The organism is Pseudooceanicola batsensis HTCC2597 (genome assembly GCF_000152725.1).
GTDB classification, from domain to species: Bacteria; Pseudomonadota; Alphaproteobacteria; order Rhodobacterales; family Rhodobacteraceae; genus Pseudooceanicola; species Pseudooceanicola batsensis.
Map to the genome: position 1 here is coordinate 2,919,406 of NZ_CH724131.1, position 18,918 is coordinate 2,938,323.

Annotated in this window: 19 protein-coding genes; 6 read left to right on the plus strand and 13 right to left on the minus strand. The window is 68.4% G+C overall.

All coding sequences use genetic code 11. From position 1 onward, the window contains the following. The 4 genes from OB2597_RS17935 to OB2597_RS17950 form a co-directional block, all read right to left on the minus strand. On the minus strand, window positions 1-1,849 hold a 1,849-nt coding region (locus OB2597_RS17935), incomplete at its 3' end, for a ribonuclease R family protein (protein WP_009807032.1). Between the two features lie 85 nt (window positions 1,850-1,934). Then, on the minus strand, window positions 1,935-2,546 hold the full coding sequence (locus tag OB2597_RS17940) for a TIGR04282 family arsenosugar biosynthesis glycosyltransferase (protein ID WP_009807033.1): 612 nt from the start codon (window positions 2,544-2,546) through the stop codon (window positions 1,935-1,937). Beyond that, entirely contained in the window at window positions 2,546-3,688 is a 1,143-nt protein-coding gene (gene dapE / locus OB2597_RS17945; protein WP_009807034.1) for a succinyl-diaminopimelate desuccinylase, read from the minus strand. The genes OB2597_RS17940 and dapE overlap by 1 nt, the downstream gene beginning before the upstream one ends. A 71-nt stretch (window positions 3,689-3,759) precedes the next feature. Continuing rightward, entirely contained in the window at window positions 3,760-4,110 is a 351-nt protein-coding gene (locus OB2597_RS17950; protein ID WP_040609429.1) for a hypothetical protein, read from the minus strand. 136 nt (window positions 4,111-4,246) lie between these two features. Here OB2597_RS17950 and OB2597_RS17955 point away from each other — a divergent pair, with 136 nt between their 5' ends. Beyond that, window positions 4,247-4,639 (plus strand): rhodanese-like domain-containing protein, encoded by a 393-nt coding sequence (locus tag OB2597_RS17955; RefSeq protein ID WP_009807036.1) that lies wholly within the window; start codon window positions 4,247-4,249, stop codon window positions 4,637-4,639. Window positions 4,640-4,684: 45 nt separating this feature from the next. Here OB2597_RS17955 and OB2597_RS17960 read toward each other — a convergent pair whose 3' ends face one another. Both OB2597_RS17960 and dapD read right to left on the minus strand, forming a co-directional pair. Next, on the minus strand, window positions 4,685-4,936 hold the full coding sequence (locus OB2597_RS17960; protein ID WP_009807037.1) for a GlsB/YeaQ/YmgE family stress response membrane protein: 252 nt from the start codon (window positions 4,934-4,936) through the stop codon (window positions 4,685-4,687). A gap of 78 nt (window positions 4,937-5,014) precedes the next feature. Further along, on the minus strand, window positions 5,015-5,842 hold the full coding sequence (gene dapD, locus OB2597_RS17965) for a 2,3,4,5-tetrahydropyridine-2,6-dicarboxylate N-succinyltransferase (protein ID WP_009807038.1): 828 nt from the start codon (window positions 5,840-5,842) through the stop codon (window positions 5,015-5,017). Window positions 5,843-6,089: 247 nt separating this feature from the next. On the opposite strand from dapD, the gene OB2597_RS17970 reads away from it, so the two are divergent. After that, window positions 6,090-6,953 carry an LOG family protein gene (locus tag OB2597_RS17970; protein WP_009807039.1) on the plus strand — a complete coding sequence of 288 codons (864 nt, stop codon included), beginning with the start codon at window positions 6,090-6,092 and terminating at the stop codon, window positions 6,951-6,953. Here the strand turns inward: OB2597_RS17970 and OB2597_RS17975 are convergent. From OB2597_RS17975 to puuE, 5 genes are all read right to left on the minus strand, one after another. Then, entirely contained in the window at window positions 6,935-8,827 is a 1,893-nt protein-coding gene (locus OB2597_RS17975; protein WP_009807040.1) for an O-linked N-acetylglucosamine transferase, SPINDLY family protein, read from the minus strand. The genes OB2597_RS17970 and OB2597_RS17975 overlap by 19 nt on opposite strands. A 29-nt stretch (window positions 8,828-8,856) precedes the next feature. Continuing rightward, the gene (locus OB2597_RS17980; RefSeq protein ID WP_009807041.1) at window positions 8,857-10,209 is read right to left on the minus strand and encodes an aminotransferase class III-fold pyridoxal phosphate-dependent enzyme; all 1,353 of its coding nucleotides are present in this window, start codon (window positions 10,207-10,209) and stop codon (window positions 8,857-8,859) included. A gap of 99 nt (window positions 10,210-10,308) precedes the next feature. Further along, window positions 10,309-10,794, minus strand: a complete 486-nt coding sequence (locus tag OB2597_RS17985) for an ureidoglycolate lyase (protein ID WP_009807042.1) — start codon at window positions 10,792-10,794, stop codon at window positions 10,309-10,311. After that, window positions 10,782-11,810: an allantoicase gene (alc, locus tag OB2597_RS17990; RefSeq protein WP_009807043.1), complete on the minus strand. Its 1,029-nt coding sequence runs from the start codon at window positions 11,808-11,810 to the stop codon at window positions 10,782-10,784. Before alc ends, OB2597_RS17985 begins: the two co-directional genes overlap by 13 nt. A gap of 178 nt (window positions 11,811-11,988) precedes the next feature. Further along, window positions 11,989-13,416: an allantoinase PuuE gene (gene puuE / locus OB2597_RS17995; RefSeq protein WP_009807044.1), complete on the minus strand. Its 1,428-nt coding sequence runs from the start codon at window positions 13,414-13,416 to the stop codon at window positions 11,989-11,991. Between the two features lie 76 nt (window positions 13,417-13,492). On the opposite strand from puuE, the gene uraH reads away from it, so the two are divergent. Then, window positions 13,493-13,852: a hydroxyisourate hydrolase gene (gene uraH, locus OB2597_RS18000; protein ID WP_009807045.1), complete on the plus strand. Its 360-nt coding sequence runs from the start codon at window positions 13,493-13,495 to the stop codon at window positions 13,850-13,852. 63 nt (window positions 13,853-13,915) lie between these two features. On the opposite strand, the gene OB2597_RS18005 is transcribed toward uraH, so the two are convergent. Then, window positions 13,916-14,596: an OmpA family protein gene (locus OB2597_RS18005; RefSeq protein WP_009807046.1), complete on the minus strand. Its 681-nt coding sequence runs from the start codon at window positions 14,594-14,596 to the stop codon at window positions 13,916-13,918. Window positions 14,597-14,698: 102 nt separating this feature from the next. Further along, window positions 14,699-15,550 carry a bifunctional helix-turn-helix domain-containing protein/methylated-DNA--[protein]-cysteine S-methyltransferase gene (locus OB2597_RS18010; protein WP_009807047.1) on the minus strand — a complete coding sequence of 284 codons (852 nt, stop codon included), beginning with the start codon at window positions 15,548-15,550 and terminating at the stop codon, window positions 14,699-14,701. Window positions 15,551-15,698: 148 nt separating this feature from the next. Here OB2597_RS18010 and nth point away from each other — a divergent pair, with 148 nt between their 5' ends. From nth to OB2597_RS18025, 3 genes are all read left to right on the plus strand, one after another. Further along, the gene (nth, locus tag OB2597_RS18015) at window positions 15,699-16,343 is read left to right on the plus strand and encodes an endonuclease III (RefSeq protein ID WP_009807048.1); all 645 of its coding nucleotides are present in this window, start codon (window positions 15,699-15,701) and stop codon (window positions 16,341-16,343) included. Beyond that, entirely contained in the window at window positions 16,289-17,323 is a 1,035-nt protein-coding gene (locus OB2597_RS18020) for an adenosine kinase (RefSeq protein WP_050759254.1), read from the plus strand. Before nth ends, OB2597_RS18020 begins: the two co-directional genes overlap by 55 nt. Window positions 17,324-17,392: 69 nt before the next feature. Continuing rightward, window positions 17,393-18,856 carry an AMP nucleosidase gene (locus tag OB2597_RS18025; protein WP_009807050.1) on the plus strand — a complete coding sequence of 488 codons (1,464 nt, stop codon included), beginning with the start codon at window positions 17,393-17,395 and terminating at the stop codon, window positions 18,854-18,856. Window positions 18,857-18,918: the final 62 nt, after the last annotated feature.

Sequence of the window (18,918 nt, forward strand, 5' to 3'; positions counted from 1 at the left end):
AGCGGTCGGTCGTATCGCGCTCGGCGGTCATCGAGCGGCGCTCCGTCTCCGAGATATGCGCCGCGACGCTGTCCAGCTCGGCGATCTGCGCGCCGTCCAGCCCGTCCTTGCCCCAGTCATGCGCCGCGATGAGTGACCGGTGCACGATCAGGTCCGAATACCGCCGGATGGGCGAGGTGAAATGCGCGTAATTCGCCAGGGCCAGCCCGAAATGACCGAAGTTCTGCGGCGCGTAATAGGCCTGCGTCATCGACCGCAGGGTCGACATGTTGATCAGCTCGGCGTGGTCCGTCCCGGCGGCCGAATTGAGCAGCTGGTTCAGATGCGCGGTCTTCAGCACCTGCCCCTTGGCCAGGGTGAACCCCGCCGACTGGGCCGTGTCCCGCAGGCTCTCGAGTTTCTCGACCGGCGGTTCCTCGTGCACCCGGAAGAGCAGCGGCGACTTGCGCGCGATCAGCGTCTCGGCCGCCGCGACATTGGCGAGCACCATGAACTCCTCGATCAGCTTGTGCGCGTCCAGACGGTCGCGGAACCTCACCGACAGCACCTCGCCCTCGTCGGACAGCACGATCTTGCGCTCGGGCAGGTCGAGGTCCAGCGGCTGCCGCCGGCCCCGCGCCTCCTGCAGCGCGGCGTAGGCGGCATAGAGCGGCCGGATGACCTCGTCCAGCAGCGGGCCGGTCCTGTCGTTCGGGCTGCCGTCCACCGCCTCCTGCACCTCTTCGTAGTGCAGCGATGCGGTCGAGCGCATCAGCCCGCGGTGGAAGGTATGCCCCAGCTTCTCGCCATGCCGGTCCAGCCGCATCCGCACCGCGATGCAGGGCCGCGGGACGCCCTCGTGCAGCGAACACAGGTCCCCCGAAAGCCGGTCGGGCAGCATCGGCACGACGCGATCCGGAAAATAGGTCGAGTTCCCGCGCTTCCGCGCCTCGCGGTCCAGCTCGGATCCCGGCCGTACGTAATGGGCCACGTCGGCGATCGCGACCCATAGGACATGCCCGCCCTCGTTCTTCGGATCATCGTCGGCATGGGCATAGCAGGCGTCGTCGTGGTCGCGCGCATCCGAGGGGTCGATGGTGACGAAGGGCAGTTCGCGTAGGTCCTCGCGGCCGCTCAGGCCGACCGGCTTGGCGCGGTCCGCCTCGGCCATGACCTCGTCCGGAAAGTCGTCGGGGATGCCATGCTGGTGGATGGCGATGAGAGAGACGGCCCTGGGCGCCGAGGGGTCCCCCAGCCGGGTCACCACGCGCGCTTTGGGCAGGCCCATCCGCGCCTTGGGACCGGCCTGTTCGGCTTCGATCAGTTCGCCGTCCTTGGCGCCGTGCGTCGCGCCCGGCGGCACCATCCACTCCAGGTCCGATCCCTTGTCGATCGGCACCACCCGGCCGCCTTCGGACCCGGCGCGGAAGATGCCCAGGATGCGCCGGGGATTGTGCCCGATGCGACGGATCAGCCGGCCCTGGTAATCCGGGCCGTGCCCCATCAGGCTGAGCCGCGCGAGAATGCGGTCCCCGGCGCCGAGCGCGGGATCCGAGGCGCGCGGGACCAGGTGGATCACCGGCTCGTCGCCCTCGCCCTGCCATTCGAGCGGCCGGGCCGTCAGATCGCCGTCCGGCCCCGGTCCGTTGACCTGCAGGACCGACACCGGCGGCAGCCGGTCGGGGTCGCGATAGGTCTTCTTGCGTTTCTCGAGATGCCCCTCCTCCTCGAGCTCGCGCAGCACCCGTTTCAGGTCGATCCGCGCCGCGCCCTTGATGCCGAAGGCCTTGGCGATGTCGCGCTTTGCGCTCAGGCCGGGGTTGTCGGCGATCCACTGGAGGATCTCGTCTTTCGAGGGGATGTGACTCATGCCTCCGGACTACCACGGGCCACCGGTCGCGTCACACCGAAAAGCCGGCGGGGCGCGGGCTATGCGGGCCGTCATCCCCCGGCCGTCACGATACGGGCCGGCCTGGGTGCGCCAGGTCCGCGGCCGTATCCACGTCCGACAGGGTGTCGGCATGGGCGACACGCAGCCCCGGCAGCGTCGCCACACTGTCTGCCAGCGTCCATGGCGAGGACCAGCGGACCCCCCGGAAAAGCACGGGCGGCGGCGGGCCCAGCCGTTTCAGCCCGACCAGCCAGTAACCTCCGTCCGTGGCCGGGCCGAACACGGCGTCATGCCCGCCGAGCAGCGCAAAGGCCCGCGCCACCTGCGACCGTCCCAGCCCCGGAATGTCCGAGCCCACGATGCACAGCGGTCCGCGCGACGGCAGGGGCGCGCAGTCGGGTGCGCCGCGCAGGATACGCCCCATCCTGTCGCCCAGATCGCCCCGGCCCTGCGCGATGCGTGGCAGGTCGGCGGGCCAGATCCGGCTTGCGACGGCGGTGTCCGGCGCGACCGCCAGCCACAGGGTCCACCGGGGATCACGGAGCCGCCGCAAGAGCCGTGCGGTCTGGTGGCGCATCCACCAGGCGGCGGGCACCGGCCCGATCTCCTGCCCGAGCCGGGTTTTCACGCGGCCGGGCCGTGGCTCCTTGACCATCACCACCAGGTGGCGGCGCATCAGGCGAAGTAGTCCCTGAGGATCCGCCCGTAGATTTCCTTGAGCTGCCGGATCTGGGCGATCTCGACCCGTTCGTCCACCGCGTGCATGGTCTTGCCGACCAGGCCGAATTCGACCACCGGGCAGTGATCCTTGACGAAGCGCGCGTCCGACGTCCCGCCCGAGGTCGACAGCTCGGGCGCGATCCCGGTCTCGGCCCGCACCGCTGTGGCAACCAGGTTCGAGAGCGGGCCGGGCGGTGTCAGAAAGCTTTCGCCCGAAACCTTGATCCGCACGTCGACCGACACGCCGAAGGTCTCGGCGATGCCGGCCGCCTCCTGCCGCAGCCAGGCAGACAGGCTGTCGCCGCTATGCGCGTCCGAGAACCGGATGTTGACCGCGCCCCGGCACTGCGCGGGGATGACGTTGGTGGCGGGGTTGCCGGTGTCCATCGTGACCGGAACGACCGTCGAGGCCTGGAAATGGTCGGTGCCGTGATCGAGATCATGGCTCGCCAGCCGGTCCATCAGCCGCGCAAGGGCGGGCACCGGGTTCTTCGCGCGATGCGGATAGGCGGAATGGCCCTGGACGCCGGTGACCTCGAACCAGGCGTTCAGCGACCCGCGCCGCCCGATCTTCATCATCTCGCCCATGCGGTCGGGGCAGGTGGGTTCCCCCACAAGGCAGTCGGTCATCGCCTCGCCGGTCTCGCGCATCCAGTCCAGCAGCGCCACGGTTCCGTCCGTCGCGTCGCCCTCTTCGTCGCCGGTGATCGCCAGGATCACGGCGCCGTCGGGCGGCGTCTCTGTCACGAAGTCGATTGCGGCGGCGGCAAAGGCCGCGACACCGGATTTCATGTCGGTCGCCCCGCGCCCCCAGAGCATCCCGTCCTTTTCCACCGCGCCGAAGGGCGGCACGCTCCAGGCCGCCGCGTCCCCGACCGGCACCACGTCCGTATGGCCGTTGAACCCGAACGACCGATTGGCGCCGCGATGTCCCCATCTCGCGAAGAGGTTCGACGTGCCGTTCCGGTCGACCCGGATGCAGGTGAACCCGGCCCGCCCCAGAACCTTTTCCAGCAGGACGAGCGCGCCGCCTTCCTCGGGCGTGACCGAGGGGCAGCGGATGAGATCGGCGGTCAGGGCAACGGGATCGGTCGGCACGGGTCCTCCTGGGGCTTTCGGCGAATTGCTAGAAGAACCGGCGCCAAAGCGCAAATGCCGGCGGCCTCCGATCAGCCGTCGCGCTTGCCGTCTTCGTAGAACGGCGTGACCTGCGCCACGATCACCGCGTTCTCTGCCGCGGCCCGCGCCATCAGGTCCCGTTCCTCCTGCGGAATGTCGTGCCCTTCGGACAGGCGTTCGTCCAGCGTGCCATAGCCCGACACGTCCAGCGGCGCCATCTCGGCATGCTTCAGGATCGCCACCGTCTCGCGGACGGCCTCGGCCTCGTCCACTCCGCTGGCATAGCACATCAGGGCTGCTCCGGTGCTATCCGCGGGAAGGCCGTCACCCTGCGACCGGCCGACCTCGACTAGCAGGGTGAAGACCTGTTGCTGACGGGGGGTCTTGTGTTCTTTCGGCACGATGGGCGGTCCCGCTCTGACTTTCGGGGTCTCGTCTCAGAATCGCCGCGCCGAGTAAAGGCGGAACTGGAGCGCGGCCCTTGAACTTGGTGGCGCGACCGCGTCTCATGCGGATGACAGGACAGGAGGGACCAGGATGAAACGCGTAAAGGACATGGTGGCCGAGGCCAATGCCAGGGTCAGTCACGCACCGGCCGCGGAGCTGCTCGATTTGCAGGGCCGGGAGGGGGTGACCTTCGTCGACCTGCGGGATCCCAGGGAATTGCTGCGCGAGGGAAAGATACCGGGCGCATTTCATTGTCCGCGCGGCATGCTGGAGTTCTGGATCGACCCCGAAAGCCCCTACGCCAAGCCGCAGTTCCAGTCCGGCGACCGGTTCGTCTTCTACTGCGCCTCCGGCTGGCGGTCGGCCCTCTCGGCACTGACGGCACAGGAGATGGGGCTGGAAAACGTCAGCCACATCTCGGACGGCTTTTCCGGGTGGAAGGCCGCCGACGGTCCCATCGAGGAGATGCCCGCCAAGACGTGACGCGGCCGGGACCTGCCGGCCCCGGTCGCAAGTTTTCCGGATGTCTCAGGCGCGCCGGATGGCGCGGTAGCCGCCGATCAGCAGGCATGCGCCGATCACCCCGATGATGAGCTGGCCGATCCAGCCGCCCAGGGTCGATCCCACGATCGCCATCAGGATGAAGTTCAGAACCAGTGCGCCGAGGATCCCGAGCACGATGTTGGTGAGAAGGCCGTGATCGGCCTTCATGATCTTTTCGGCAATCCAGCCGGCGAGTGCGCCGACGATGATCGCCGCAATCCATCCAATTCCTTCCATGGTGTGTCGTCCTTTCGTGTTTGGAGACACAACAGCAAGACCGGGCCGCAGGTTCCCTCGGCGGGACCAACGGCTGCGTCAGTCGCGCAGCAACTCGTTGATGCCCGTCTTGGACCGGGTCTGCGCATCGACCCGCTTCACGATCACGGCGCAGTAGAGATTGACCCCGTTCTTCGACGGCATGGACCCCGAGACCACGACCGAATAGGGCGGCACTTCGCCGTACATGACCTCTCCGGTCTCGCGGTCCACGATCTTGGTCGACTGGCCGATGAAGACGCCCATCCCGAGGACCGACCCCTCGCGGACGATGACGCCCTCGACCACTTCCGAGCGGGCGCCGATAAAGCAGTTGTCCTCGATGATCGTCGGCCCGGCCTGCATCGGTTCCAGGACGCCGCCGATCCCGACGCCGCCCGACAGGTGCACGCCCTTGCCGATCTGCGCGCAGGAGCCGACGGTGGCCCAGGTGTCGACCATGGTGCCCTCGTCGACATAGGCGCCGAGGTTGACGAAGGACGGCATCAGCACCACGCCCGGCGCGATGAAGGCGGACTTGCGGACCACGCAGTTGGGCACGGCGCGGAATCCGGCCGCCTTCCACTGGTTCTCGCCCCATCCGGCGAACTTGCTGTCGACCTTGTCCCACCAGCCGCCGCCCTGCGGACCGCCGGACTGCTGTTCCATGTCGCGCAGGCGGAAGCCCAGGAGCACCGCCTTTTTCGCCCACTGGTTCACGTGCCAGCTGCCGTCCGACTGCTTTTCCGCGACGCGCAGCGCGCCGCTGTCGAGCGCGTTCAGCGTATCCTCGATCGCCTCGCGGGTCTCGCCTGTCGTGGCGGGGCTGATCTGGTCGCGCGCCTCCCAGGCGGCTTCGATGGCGGTTTCGAGTTGGGCGTTCGACATGGTGGTAGCTTTCCTCCGACTGACAGAACCGGCGCGCAGGCCCGGCGGGGTCTCGGCGGGGCTTAGATACCATTGTGAACGGGGGCGCAATCCTAAGGCCGGGCGGGCCCCGCCGTGCGCGCGAGGGGATGCGCGGGTCGCCCGCCGCCGGAGACGGTTTCAGGAATATCGGGCCCGCCCATGGTAGCCGGGGGGCTCTCGGGCTAGATCAAGGAGCAAGACGCACTGAAAAAGCACAGGATATCAGATGGACGACGACCGGCATTCTCCCTTTCGCGATGCGCATTCGGACATCGAGTCCACCCATCACCTTCCGCAGACACCCCAGACGCGGGCTCCGGCGTACCGGCTCGCCTTTGCCGACGACGATTTCCTCTGCCGGGAAGAGCTGCGCCCGGTCCGTCTGCAACTGGAACTGCTCAAGCCCCAGATGGTCCTGGACGAGCGCGGCATCGAATCGACCGTCGTGCTTTTCGGCGGCGCGCGGATTCCCGAACCGTCGAAGAAGGACACCGCCCGGACCGAGACGCTGGCCCAGCTGACGGCCTTCTACGACGAGGCCAGGACCTTCGCCCGACTGATCACGCAGCGGTCGCTCGAGAGTTACGGGCGCGACTGGGTGATCTGCACCGGCGGCGGCCCCGGCGTGATGGAGGCGGGCAATCGCGGCGCCGACGATGCCGGCGGGCATTCCATCGGCCTCAGCATCGTGCTGCCCCACGAACAGGCGCCGAACGAATGGGTGACGCCGGACCTCTGCTTCAACTTTCACTACTTCGCCATCCGCAAGATGCATTTCCTGATGCGGGCGCGTGCCATATGCGTCTTTCCCGGCGGCTTCGGCACGCTGGACGAGATGTTCGAATCGCTCACGCTGATCCAGACCGGGCGGATGGAGCGTGTGCCGTTCCTGCTGTTCGGACGCGATTTCTGGCAGCGGATCATCGACTGGGAGGCCCTGGCCGAGGCCGGCACCATCGCCCCCCAGGATCTGGAGCTTTTCCGAATCGTCGAAACCGCTGAAGAGGCGATCGAGGCGATCGACGGCTGGGAGGGCGCCGGCGAAAAGCGCGAAAACATTCCCGGCCGCTCTCAGCGCGGAGAGCACTGAGGCAGGCGGATGTCCTCGGGCGGCTGTCCCTTCCGGTAGAGCGCATGAGCCGCGTCCAGTCCGGCCTCGAAGGCGCGGGCGAACCGGGGCGCGTCGAACAGGGCGCCGGTCCGGCGCGCTGTGCGGACCCGTTCCCCCAGTTCCGCCAGCCTGGCCCGGTCGGTCGCCAGCGCAAGCGACAGCGCCTCGTACTCCTGCACGGTTTCCGTCACCAGGTCCGGCAGGCCTGACGCCGACAACAGGCTTGCCGCGACCCGCGCCGCGAACTGCCGCCCCGCCATGGTGACGACCGGCACCCCGGCCCAGAGCGCATCGCTCGTCGTCGTGTGGCCGTTATAGCGGAACGTGTCGAGGACGATGTCCGCATGGACGTAGCGGGCGATATGGCTCTCGTGCGGGCAGGGATCGGCAAAGACCAGGCGGTCCGGATCGACCCCGCGCCGGGCGGCTTCGCCGCGCAGGTTCCCGACCATCCGCGGGTTCGATCGCAGCAGCCAGAGCACGCTTGCCGGCACCGCCCGCAACAGCCGCATCCACAGGTCGAACTCCTGCGGCCCGATCTTCCGGCCCGCGTTGAAACAGCAGAGGACGGGTCCCTCCTCCGGCAGCCCGTGGTCGGCGCGGGTGCCGGTGATCCGTGGCTCGGGTCGCGCGCTATCGTTCGGCTGGTAGGTGTCGGGGAGGAAGATCACCGACTCGCTGTAATGCGCGCGCTCGGCATCGGGAACGACCACCGGGTCCGCGACGAGATAGTCGATGAACTCCGCGCCCGTTGTGCCGGGGTATCCGAGAAATGCGGCCGTCACCGGCGCGGGCCGGCAGGCAAAGATCGCCGGGCGCGCGTCGCGGGTATGACCGTCCAGGTCGATCGCGATGTCCAGCCCGTGGTGCCGTGCAAGATGGGCGATCCCACCGGGCGACAGCTGCTCGACGTCGTGGAACCCGTCCACGGTGCGGCTGGCCCCGGCGCGCAGATCGCCGGTCCTGTGCCGGCCGTGACTGTAGACGAACACCTCGAAACGGGAGCGGTCGTGCGCCCGCAGCAGCCCCGACAACAGGCGCAGCGTGGGGTGATCGTGCATGCTGCCCGAGAAATATCCGATCCGCAGCCTCGCCGGGCGCACGGCGGCGGGCTGCCAGACGGGCGGCGGCCGCGTCACGATCCCGCGCGCCCAGCCTTCCGACCTCTGCCTCTGGCGGGCGGGATGATCCTCGGCCGAGAGGAAGGGCAGGGGCGGCACCGGTTGCCCCTCGGTCCCCAGCTGCGCCGCGCGGGGGGCGAAGGTTGCGAAAGCGTTGAAATCGCAGTGGTCCCATTGCAGTCGCAGCATCTGACTGGCCGCCGCGGCATGACCCGGAGCGTGTCCGAGCGCGTGGCGCCAGGCCGCCAGCGCCTCGTCGTGGCGCCCCTGTTCCCGCAGCGCATGGCCGAGGTTGCTCCAGCTGTCCGCATCTCCGGGCCGCAGCGCCAGCGTCTTTCGATGGGCCGCTTCGGCCTGGTCGAACCGACCGAGCCCGGCCAGGACGTTTCCGATGTTGTTCTGCGCCTTCACATGGGCCGGATCCCGCCGCAGCGCCCGCGCATAGGCCGTTCGCGCCTCCCCAAGACGGCCGGCCCGCTGCAACACGAGCCCCAGGTTGTACTGCGCCCCGGCATGAGCGGGATCGACACTCGCCGCCTGACGGAACGCGGCCTCAGCCCGGTCCAGATCGCCGCTTTCGGTACAGGCCCCGCCCAGCAGGTTCCAGAGCGCGAGCGAGCCGGGAAACTCGGCCACGAGCGCTTCGGCCTCGCGCGCGGCCTCGGCGAACCGGCCCCGGCGGCACAGCGCCAGCAGCCGCTCGAGGGTCTGCGGCGACGGGGCGGCGCTCATGCTGCCGCCCCCCGGCCGGTCGGACGCCCTCACACCGACCCGATGGCCGTGTCTAGCGCCTCGATGATGGTCCGGACCTCGGCCTCGGTGATGATCAGGGGCGGCGACATGAGAAGGTTCGGCGGCGCCGGACGCACCATCGCACCCGCCTCGTAGACCCTGGAGTGGATGGTCTTGACCGTGGCCGCGTCCATCGGCGTCTTCTTCGCCCGGTCGGTCACGAACTCGATCGCCGTCATCAGGCCGTGGCCGCCGCGCACATCGCCGATGATGTCGTATTTCTCCTTGAGGCCAAGCAGCCCCTGGTAGAGCTGGGTCCCGCGTGCGGCGGCATTGGTCCGGGTGTCCAGCCGCAGGGTCTCGGACAGGCAGGCGGTCACCGCCGCAGCGCCGACCGGGTGTGCCGAGTAGGTATAGCCGTGCCAGATCGCCGCCGCGCCGCTGGTGTCCTTCTCGAAGACCTCGGCCACCTCTTCCGAAATCAGCGCCGCGCCGACCGGGAAATAGGCCGAGGTGATGCCCTTGGCCACCGACATCATGTCCGGCCTGACGCCCCAGTGGCGCGACCCGGTCCAGTCGCCGGTACGGCCGAAGCCGCAGATCACCTCGTCCGCGATCATCAGGATGCCGTAGCGCGTGCAGATCTCGCGCATCAGGCCCATGAAGGTCGGGTCCGGCACGATCACGCCGCCGGCGCCGAGGATCGGCTCCATAATGAAGGCGGCGATCGTTTCGGGCCCCTGGAACTCGATCTCGTCCACCATCTCGGCGGCGATCTTCCGCGCCAGCGCCGCCGGATCGGCCTCGTCATAGGGGTTGCGGTAGGCATGGGGCGCGGTCAGGTGGAAGCAGCCCGGCAGCAGCGGCTCGTACCCGATGCGGAAGCGGTTGTTGCCGTTGACGCTGGCGCCGCCGAAATGCGTACCGTGATAGCCTTTCTTCAGCGACAGGAACTTGGTCCGCGTTGGTGCGCCCTTCACCTGGTGGTACTGCCGCGCGAGCCGCAGGCAGGTGTCGACCGAATCCGACCCGCCGGAGGTGAAGAAGACCCGACCGATCCCGTCTTCGGCAAAGAATTCCTGCACCGCCACCGAGGCCTCGATGGCCGACGGATTGGTGCACCCGGCGAAGGCGGAATAATACGGCAGCTCGTGAAGCTGCTTCGCGATCGCCTCTTTCACCGCGTCGTTCGAATAGCCGAGGTTCGCGCACCACAGCCCGCCGACCCCGTCGACGGTCTCGTGCCCGTCGATATCCCGGATCCGCGACCCCGAGGCCGACGAGATGATGACCGGCGGGTTGGCCATGCTGTCGCCGGGCGCCCCCATCGGATGCCAGAGCGCCCGGGCGTTGTGTTCTTTCAGGAAATTGTCGTCTTTCATGGCATCACCTCCGTGTCCCGCGTGCGAGGCTACGCCCTTCGCCACCCTTGTCCAGATCTGGTTCCTCGTTCCCGGCCCGGCCAAGGTGAGGGGGCCGGGTCAGACATCGACGACGACGGGCGCCTCCAGGTGGTGTTCCTCGAGGTTGGCACTGGCGCCGATGCGGTCGACAACCGCGAAGAGACCGGGTGCGGCCAGCGGTGTGAGCACGCCGTGCCAGACCTTGCGAAGCAGGTTGATCGCCTGGCCCGGTTGCGGAAGAAAGGCCTCCGGTGTGCCGGGGCGGCCGGCCTCGTCCGGCGCCACGACAACCAGCCAGGGCGATTCGCTCATCGGGATGAAGGCCTGCGAGCCCTCGGGATGCCGCTCAAGCATGGCGACCGTGCAGGGCAGGGCCCGCGGCTCGGCATGGAAGAGGCTGATCCCGGCCCGTCCGTCGCCGCCGAACTCCAGGCGCGCCCGGTCGTGATACCGTTCGCATCGGCCCTCGTTGATCAGCCGGAACGCGCCCTCGGTTTCGAGGACGTCGCCATAGGCGCGAAAGGCGTCTGCCGTCAGCGGCCGCGCCCGGATCACCCGCGCCACGCCGGCCGCCCGAAGAGCCGCAGCCGCGAGACGCCGCCGTCGGGATGGATGTTGAACCGAACATGCGTGACCGGTCCGATGTCGATCACCTCGTCGGTGAATTCGTGGATCGTGTCGCCTTGCAGCTTCTGGCGCGGCAGCAGTTCCTCCCAGAACATCGACGATGTCACGAGAGCATCCGTCAGCCCGTCGCCGAACTCCGAGAGATCCGCCGCACGAAAGGAACAGCTGTCGGGAAAGTTGCCCTTGAACAGGTGGGTGTCCACGACGACGCGGTCGATCCTCCCCCGCGCGCCCAGGGCCACGACCATCCAGTCGTATCCCGGCTCGCGCCGGCGCCGGGTTTCCCAGCCATCGGCCATGGTCACGCCGCGCCCGGGCGACAGAAGCCGGCGGAAATCGCCGTAATGCGCATCGGAAAAGGCCAGGACGCGGCCGCCGTTCAGCGCGGCGGCAAGGTCGATCTCGTCCTGCCCGTGGTTCGACGGGTCAAGTTCGGGAACGCCGTAGGCCCGCAGCCGGGCAATTCCGCCGTCGGGATAGATATGGATCCGCAGATGGGTCCAGAGCTCGTAGCTCTTGCAGGGAAAATAGTGATGACTGCTGGGGCCGAGCGGCGCGTTGGGAAGGATTTCGACCCAATTCTGATCTGCGCCCGGTTCGCCCTGCGGGCAGGTGCAGGCCTCGATCCGCACGGCCGGGGCGAAGTTGCCGGTGAAATGCGACGTGTCGACGTCGAACCCCAGCAGCCGCCCCGCCGCCGCAAGCCGGATCACCGCGTGGTCATGCCCGCTCCCGCGGCGGCGGCGGGTTTCCCAGCCGTCCATCCACTTGCCGTGGTCGTCGAACCGGTCGGGGTAGAAGATCGCCGGACCGTCGTCCAGCATCCGCTCGAGCGGCGCGAAGAATTCGTCGGTCGCGGAAATCGCCTTTGCCCCCAGCCCCGCCGAGGCGAGGTTGATGCCGCTGCGCACGAAGAGGGGAACGTCGGGGTCGAATGTGTCGATTGTCGTCATCTGGTGTCCGGCAATATGTCCGCCGGGCGGTGCCACGCGAAGCGGTCGACCTGCCGGCGGCTGGGGAAAGAGATCTGGAACGCATCGCATCGCCCGTCGGATGCGCGCACGGTCGTACTGGTACTCCAGATTTCCGCTGTTGGAAAGATCGCGCCCGTCCGGCCCGGGCGCGCCTGTCCTAGCCGTCGGGCAGCAGCGCCGCCAGCCGGTGGTAGGCGATGCGCTCGACCTGGTGGCAGGCCTCCCGGAACTCGGCGGCGGTGTCCTGCGAGACGCGCGCGCGGAAGGCGCTGAGGATCGAGGCCTTGGTATGGTCCTTCACCGCGATGATGAACGGGAATCCGTGCTTTCCGGTGTAGTCCCTGTTGAGCGCCTCGAAGGTGCGGCGCTCCGCGTCGGTCAGCGCGTCCAGCCCGGCCGAGGCCTGCTCGGCGGTGCTTTCCTCCGTCAGCCGGCGGGCCGCCGCCAGCTTGCCGGCGAGGTCGGGATGGGCCCTGAGCACGCCCAGCCGCTCCGCGTCGCTGGCCGAGCGGAAGACGCGGGCCAGCGCGTTGGCAAGGCCCCGCGCCCGGTCGTGCGCGGGCCCCAGTTCCAGGCCGAAGGCGCGTTCGGCGATCCAGGCGGAGTGTTCGTAGATCCCGCCGAAGGCCTCGACGAACTCCGCCCGCTCCATGCGCGACGGGACCAGCGTGGTCCGTCGCGGGGGATGCGTGCGGGCCCAGTGGCGGGCGATATCGAGACGGCGCGGAAACCAGACCCCGTCATGCGATGCGGCGTAATCGAGGAACCGCCGCAGCCCTTCGATCCTGCCGGGCCGTCCCAGCAGGCGGCAATGCATCCCCACCGACATCATTTTGGCCGCACCCTCCTGGCCTTCGCGGTAGAGGGCGTCGAAACTTTCCTTGAGGTAGGTGAAGAACTCCTCTCCGGTCGAAAAGCCCGCAGGCACGGCGAAACGCATGTCGTTGGCGTCCATCGTGTAGGGAATGACCAGCTGGTGCCGGTCCGTCCCCTCGACCGCCCGCCAGTAGGGCAGGTCGTCGTCGATCGTGTCGCTGATCCAGTCGAACCCCGTCTCGGACGCCAGGCGCACGGTGTTCATCGAACAGCGCCCCGTGTACCAGCCCGTCGGCCGGAGACCCGTCACCTCGGCATGAAGGCGGACGGCTTCCTGCATCTGCGCGCGCTCCTCGGCCTCGTCCATGTCCCTGTGCTCGATCCATTTCAGCCCGTGCGAGGCGATCTCCCACCCCGCCTCCTGCATCGCCCAGACCTGCTCGGGGCTGCGGGCCAGTGCCGTCGCGACGCCGTAGACGGTCAGCGGGATCCCGGCCCGGGTGAACAGCCGGTGCAGCCGCCAGAACCCGGCCCGCGCGCCGTATTCATAGACCGACTCCATGTTCCAGTGGCGCTGCCCGGGCCACGGGGCCGCGCCGATGATCTCGGACAGGAAGGCCTCGGACGCCGGGTCGCCGTGCAGGATGTTGTTCTCGCCGCCCTCCTCGTAGTTCAGCACGAAGGACACCGCGATCTTCGCGCCGCCGGGCCAGTCGGCATCGGGGGGTGTCGGGCCATAGCCGATCAGGTCGCGGGGATAGCGGGTCATGGTCTTGCCTCCTTCGACGGCGCGCGGCAATCTCACGGGGCAAACCCGGTGATTTCAAGCCCGAAACGGAGACCGCATGGCCAAAGGCTATCTGACCACCCATGTCCTGGACACCGCCCGGGGCGTTCCGGCCGCCGGCATCGGTATCGTGCTGTACCGGCTTTCGGGACAGGCCCGCGACAGGCTGGCGGAAATGCGGACCAATTCGGACGGGCGCACCGACAGCCCGATCCTGCCGGCGGATGCCTTCGAAACGGGCACCTACGAGCTGGTTTTCGCGGCCGGGGATTATCTGCGCGCCACCGGTCAGGCCGCGGACGAGCCGCTGTTTCTGGACGAGGTGCCGATCCGGTTCGGCATCTCCGACGCCGGGGCCCACTACCATGTGCCGCTGCTGCTCTCGCCGCACGGCATGTCGACCTATCGCGGAAGCTGACCGCCGCGCCCACGAAAAAAGCCCGCCGGTTCGGCGGGCCCTGGTCCTTCGATCCGCGGCGGATCAGGTCGTCGGCAGGATGACGATGTCGACCCGGCGGTTCAGCTGCCGGCCCTCGGGGGTGAGGTTCGTCGCGCGCGGCTGGTCCTCGCCCCGCCCGAACGACTGGATGCGCCCGGCCGAGACACCGCTGTTGATCAGCACGTTCGCCACCGCGCTCGCCCGACGGGCCGAAAGCTGCTGGTTGTAGGCCGCGTCGCCCGTGTTGTCGGTATGGCCGACGACCTGCACCGTCGTGCGCGGGTATTCGTTCAGGCTGCGCGCCACGGTGACGAGGTCGGTGGTCAGGTCGGGCCGCAGCGAGGCGCTGTCCGTCGCGAAGAGGATGTCCTGCGGCATGGTCACCACCAGCCGGTCCCCGGTGTTCACGATCTGGACATTGCTGCCCAGTTCGCTGCGCAGCGCGGCCTCCTGCCGGTCGAGGTAGTCGCCATAGGCCGCCCCGGCGAGGGCGCCCGCGACGCCGCCGATCAGCGCGCCCTTCTTGCTGTCCCGGGACAGCGCGGCCCCGGCGATCGCGCCGAGCGCGGCGCCGCCCGCCGCTCCGGTGCGGGTGTTCTGACGCCCGTCGTTCGGGTCGATCTCGGTGCACGCTGCGCTGAAAATCAGGGTCGCGGCGCTCAGGGCGAGCAGCGGGCGGGTGAACGGGCCACGGCGCGTGGCGGCGGGAACAGTGCGGATCATCAAGAACCTCGGTTGGTCATTCTTACGGAGTCGCAGCAATGTACATTCCTGCGGTCTAGTCAAAACCATTCGAACGGCGGAAAGGTTCCGGCGCCGATCCGCCTATTCCGCGGCGACCCGTTCGGCCCGTGCGGATTCCCAGGCCAGCATGGCCCGCTTGACCGGCAGTCCCCAGTGATACCCGCCCAGCCCGCCGGTCGCCCGGATGGCGCGGTGGCACGGGATCAGCCAGGCCACCGGGTTGCGGCCGACCGCCGTGCCGACGGCGCGGGCGGCTTTGGGCGCGCCGACGCGGCGGGCGATCTCGCCATAGGTCGCAACCTCGCCCGAGGGGATGCGCAGCAGCGCCTCCCAGACCTTGATCTGGAACGGTGCGCCGATCACGTGCAGCGGCGCCGCGCCGGTCTGCCCGAACGCGGCCTCGGCCCATGGCGCGACGGCGCCCGCATCCTCGACGAACCGCGCCCCGGGCCAGCGCCCCGTGAGATCAGCCCAGACCGCGTCGCGCCCGATCTCCTCGGAAAATCCGATCCCGCTCAGACCGCGTTCCGTACCTGCGACCAGAGCCTCGCCGAAGGGGCTGTCGAGCCAGCCGTAGCGCATGACCAGCCCCGCGCCGCCGCCCGCGTAATCGCCGGGGGTCATCGCCTCCCATCTGACAAAGAGGTCGTGCAGCCGCCCGCCGCCCGAGAGACCCGCGGCGGCGGCCGTGTCCATGACCGGCACCCGGTTCTCCAGCAGCGCCTTGGCATGTCCGAGCGCCAGGTACTGCTGGAACCGCTTCGGGCTGACCCCCGCCCAGGTCGAGAAGACGCGCTGAAAATGCGCCGGGCTCATGCCCATGCGCCCCGCGAGCGCCTCGAGCGACAGGGCGCCCTCTGCCGCGTCGATCTCTTCGATCGCGCGGCGGATCACGTTGTAATGGTAGCCTCGGGTCACGTCTGATTGCGGCATGGCATCGGTCCTTTCACTGCCCAATCTACGACCGCCGGCGCCGTCAGGCGACCCGGAACCTGCGCCAAGCGCGCCGAACCGGGCGCCGATGGCCGGCCGGCGGCGGAAACCCGTTGCGCCCTGCGGATCTCGTGGCCATAACCGCCCCATGGCCAAGCAACTGCCTTATCCGGTTCTGAAAGAGATCTTCGACCGCTTCCAGGCGGCCGACCCCGAACCGAAGGGTGAACTCGAGCATGTGAACGCCTACACGCTCGTCGTGGCCGTGGCCCTCTCGGCCCAGGCGACGGATGCGGGCGTGAACAAGGCCACGCGCGGGCTCTTCCAGGTCGCCGACACGCCGCAGAAGATGCTCGCCCTCGGCGAAGAGGGGGTGATCGAGCATATCAAGACGATCGGTCTCTACCGCAACAAGGCGAAGAACGTCATCAAGCTGTCCCGCATCCTGGTGGACGACTACGGCGGCGAGGTGCCGTCCTCCCGCGCGGCGCTTCAGGCGCTGCCCGGTGTGGGGCGCAAGACCGCGAATGTGGTGCTCAACATGTGGTGGGGGCACCCCGCCCAGGCGGTCGATACCCACATCTTCCGCGTCGGCAACCGCACCGGCATCGCGCCGGGCAAGGACGTCAACGTCGTCGAGCGCGCCATCGAGGATCACGTTCCCGCCGAATATCAGCGCCACGTTCATCACTGGCTGATCCTGCACGGCCGTTACACCTGCGTGGCCCGGAAACCCAGATGCGCGGCCTGTATCATCCGCGACCTCTGCGAATACGAGGAGAAGACCCTGTGAAATACGACGTGATCGGCATCGGCAACGCGGTGATGGATCTGATCGCCCCGGTCGAGGACAGCTTCCTGACCGAAATGGGCATCCAGAAGGGCATCATGCAGCTGATCGAGCTGGAGCGGTCCGAAATGCTTCATGCCGCGCTTCCGGATTACCGCCGCATCCCGGGCGGATCTGTGGCCAACACGATGGCGGGCCTCGGCAATCTCGGCCTGTCGACGGCCTTCATCGGCAAGGTCCGCGACGACGAGGTCGGCCGTGCCTATGTCGAGGAAACCCGCGCCGCAGGCACCGACTGCCCGAACAAGCCGGTCGCTGACGGCGACCTGCCCTCCTCGCGCTCGATGATCCTGGTCTCGAAGGACGGCGAACGGTCGATGAACACCTACCTGGGCATTTCCTCCGAGGTCGGGCCGGACGACGTCCCCGAGGAGGTCTGCAACCAGGCCCGCGTCCTGTTCCTCGAGGGCTATCTCTACGACAAGGACAAGGGCAAGCAGGCCTTCGAGACCGCCGCGCGGCTGACGCGGTCGGCCGGGGGGCAGGCCGGCATCGCGCTCTCCGATCCGTTCTGCGTCGACCGGCACCGCGGCGACTTTCGCAAGCTGGTGAAGGAACTGGACTACGTGATCGGCAACGAACACGAATGGATGTCGCTCTACCAGACCGAGGACCTGTCCGCCGCCCTCGAGCAGGCCTCCGGCGACAGCGGCCTGATCGTCTGCACGCGCTCGGGCGAGGATGTCGTTCTCGTGCGCGGCAGCGAACAGGCCATCGCCCCGGTCCGCGAGATCACCCCCGTGGACGCCACCGGCGCGGGCGACCAGTTCGCCGCCGGCTTCCTCTTCGGCCTTGCCCGGGGCGCGGACCTTGCCACCGCCGGCCGCATGGGCTGTGTTGCCGCGGCCGAGGTCATCTCGCACTACGGCGCCCGCCCCGAAGCCGACCTCAAGGACCTGTTCCGCAAGGAGGGGCTGATCTGAGGCGACGCGGCGACGCCCTTGCGTTCCGGCGCATCAGGCGCACAACTGGGCAAAAGAGCGGAGAGAGACATGAAGATCGTGACGCCCGATTCCCCCGCGCGTGAGGCCTTCGACACCGCGCGCGCCGCCGTGGACAGGCTGAACGAGCTTTACGATCAGGCGGCCGACTTCTTGCAGACGGCCTTTTCCGATGCCATGCGGCACGGCCGTCCCGAGGGCCGGGTGAGGGCCTTCTATCCCGAGGTGCGCATCACCACGACGACCTTCACGAAGGTCGACAGCCGCCTGGCCTTCGGTCACGTCCCGGCGCCGGGAACCTATGCCGCGACCGTTACGCGGCCCGATCTGTTCCGGAACTATCTCGAACAGCAGATAGGCCTGCTTCTCGAAAACCACGGCGTGCCGGTCGAGGTCGGCGTCTCGGACACGCCCATGCCGGTCCATTTCGCCGTGGCGCGCAAACAGGACATATCGGTCCCGCAGGAAGGCGCCGCCGACTTTCCCCTGCGCGACGTCTTCGACGTGCCGCAGCTGGACACCACCAACGACGACATCGTCAACGGCACCCATGTCACCCTGCCGGGCGATCCGCACCCGTTGGCGCCCTTCACCGCGCAGCGCATCGACTATTCCCTCGCCCGGCTGGCGCATTACACGGCGACCGACCCGGGCCATTTCCAGAACCACGTCCTGTTCACCAACTACCAGTTCTACGTCAGCGAATTCGAGGCCTTCGCCCGCCGCATGCTGGCCGACCCGGACAGCGGCTATACCTCGTTCGTCTCGACCGGCAATGCCGAGATCACCGATCCGCTGGGCGATCTGCCGCCCGCGCCCCGGATGCCGCAGATGCCGACCTATCACCTCAAGCGCGAGAACAGCTCGGGCATCACGCTGGTCAACATCGGTGTCGGCCCGTCGAATGCCAAGACGGCCACCGACCATATCGCGGTCCTGCGCCCGCATGCCTGGGTTATGGTCGGTCACTGCGCCGGGCTGCGAAATTCGCAGTCGCTCGGCGACTTCGTCCTCGCCCATGCCTACCTGCGCGAGGACAAGGTTCTGGACGACGACCTGCCGGTCTGGGTGCCGATCCCCGCGCTGGCGGAAATCCAGGTGGCGCTCGAGGATGCGGTCGAGGACGAGACACAGCTTCTGGGCTACGACCTCAAGCGGATCATGCGGACCGGCACCGTCGCCTCGCTCGACAACCGCAACTGGGAACTGCGCGAAACCTCGGGGCCCGTGCAGCGGCTGTCGCAGTCGCGGGCCGTCGCGCTGGACATGGAAAGCGCCACCATCGCCGCCAACGGGTTCCGCTTCCGGGTGCCCTACGGAACCCTGCTCTGCGTCTCGGACAAGCCGCTGCATGGCGAGCTGAAGCTGCCCGGCATGGCCAGCGACTTCTACAAGACACAGGTCGCGCGGCACCTGATGATAGGGATTCGGGCGATGGAAAAGCTCCGCGATATGCCGTTGGAGCGAATTCACAGCCGAAAACTGCGTTCTTTCGACGAAACCGCCTTTCTTTGAGGGAAAAAATGCGGTTTTCCTGCCTATCCGGCGTGAATCCGCGTCACAATTTCTTGTGTCGC

What these genes read in the sequence shown, in the direction of transcription:
- OB2597_RS17980 (WP_009807041.1), bottom strand. Translation starts at nt 10,209, where the DNA reads ATGAAAGACGACAATTTCCTGAAAGAACACAACGCCCGGGCGCTCTGG.
- OB2597_RS18005 (WP_009807046.1), bottom strand. Translation starts at nt 14,596, where the DNA reads ATGATCCGCACTGTTCCCGCCGCCACGCGCCGTGGCCCGTTCACCCGC.
- alc (WP_009807043.1), bottom strand. Translation starts at nt 11,810, where the DNA reads ATGACGACAATCGACACATTCGACCCCGACGTTCCCCTCTTCGTGCGC.
- nth (WP_009807048.1), top strand. Translation starts at nt 15,699, where the DNA reads ATGGCCAAGCAACTGCCTTATCCGGTTCTGAAAGAGATCTTCGACCGC.
- OB2597_RS17955 (WP_009807036.1), top strand. Translation starts at nt 4,247, where the DNA reads ATGAAACGCGTAAAGGACATGGTGGCCGAGGCCAATGCCAGGGTCAGT.
- dapD (WP_009807038.1), bottom strand. Translation starts at nt 5,842, where the DNA reads ATGTCGAACGCCCAACTCGAAACCGCCATCGAAGCCGCCTGGGAGGCG.
- OB2597_RS17960 (WP_009807037.1), bottom strand. Translation starts at nt 4,936, where the DNA reads ATGGAAGGAATTGGATGGATTGCGGCGATCATCGTCGGCGCACTCGCC.
- OB2597_RS18025 (WP_009807050.1), top strand. Translation starts at nt 17,393, where the DNA reads ATGAAGATCGTGACGCCCGATTCCCCCGCGCGTGAGGCCTTCGACACC.
- OB2597_RS18020 (WP_050759254.1), top strand. Translation starts at nt 16,289, where the DNA reads ATGCGCGGCCTGTATCATCCGCGACCTCTGCGAATACGAGGAGAAGAC.
- OB2597_RS17975 (WP_009807040.1), bottom strand. Translation starts at nt 8,827, where the DNA reads ATGAGCGCCGCCCCGTCGCCGCAGACCCTCGAGCGGCTGCTGGCGCTG.
- OB2597_RS17940 (WP_009807033.1), bottom strand. Translation starts at nt 2,546, where the DNA reads ATGCGCCGCCACCTGGTGGTGATGGTCAAGGAGCCACGGCCCGGCCGC.
- OB2597_RS17970 (WP_009807039.1), top strand. Translation starts at nt 6,090, where the DNA reads ATGGACGACGACCGGCATTCTCCCTTTCGCGATGCGCATTCGGACATC.
- puuE (WP_009807044.1), bottom strand. Translation starts at nt 13,416, where the DNA reads ATGACCCGCTATCCCCGCGACCTGATCGGCTATGGCCCGACACCCCCC.
- uraH (WP_009807045.1), top strand. Translation starts at nt 13,493, where the DNA reads ATGGCCAAAGGCTATCTGACCACCCATGTCCTGGACACCGCCCGGGGC.
- OB2597_RS18010 (WP_009807047.1), bottom strand. Translation starts at nt 15,550, where the DNA reads ATGCCGCAATCAGACGTGACCCGAGGCTACCATTACAACGTGATCCGC.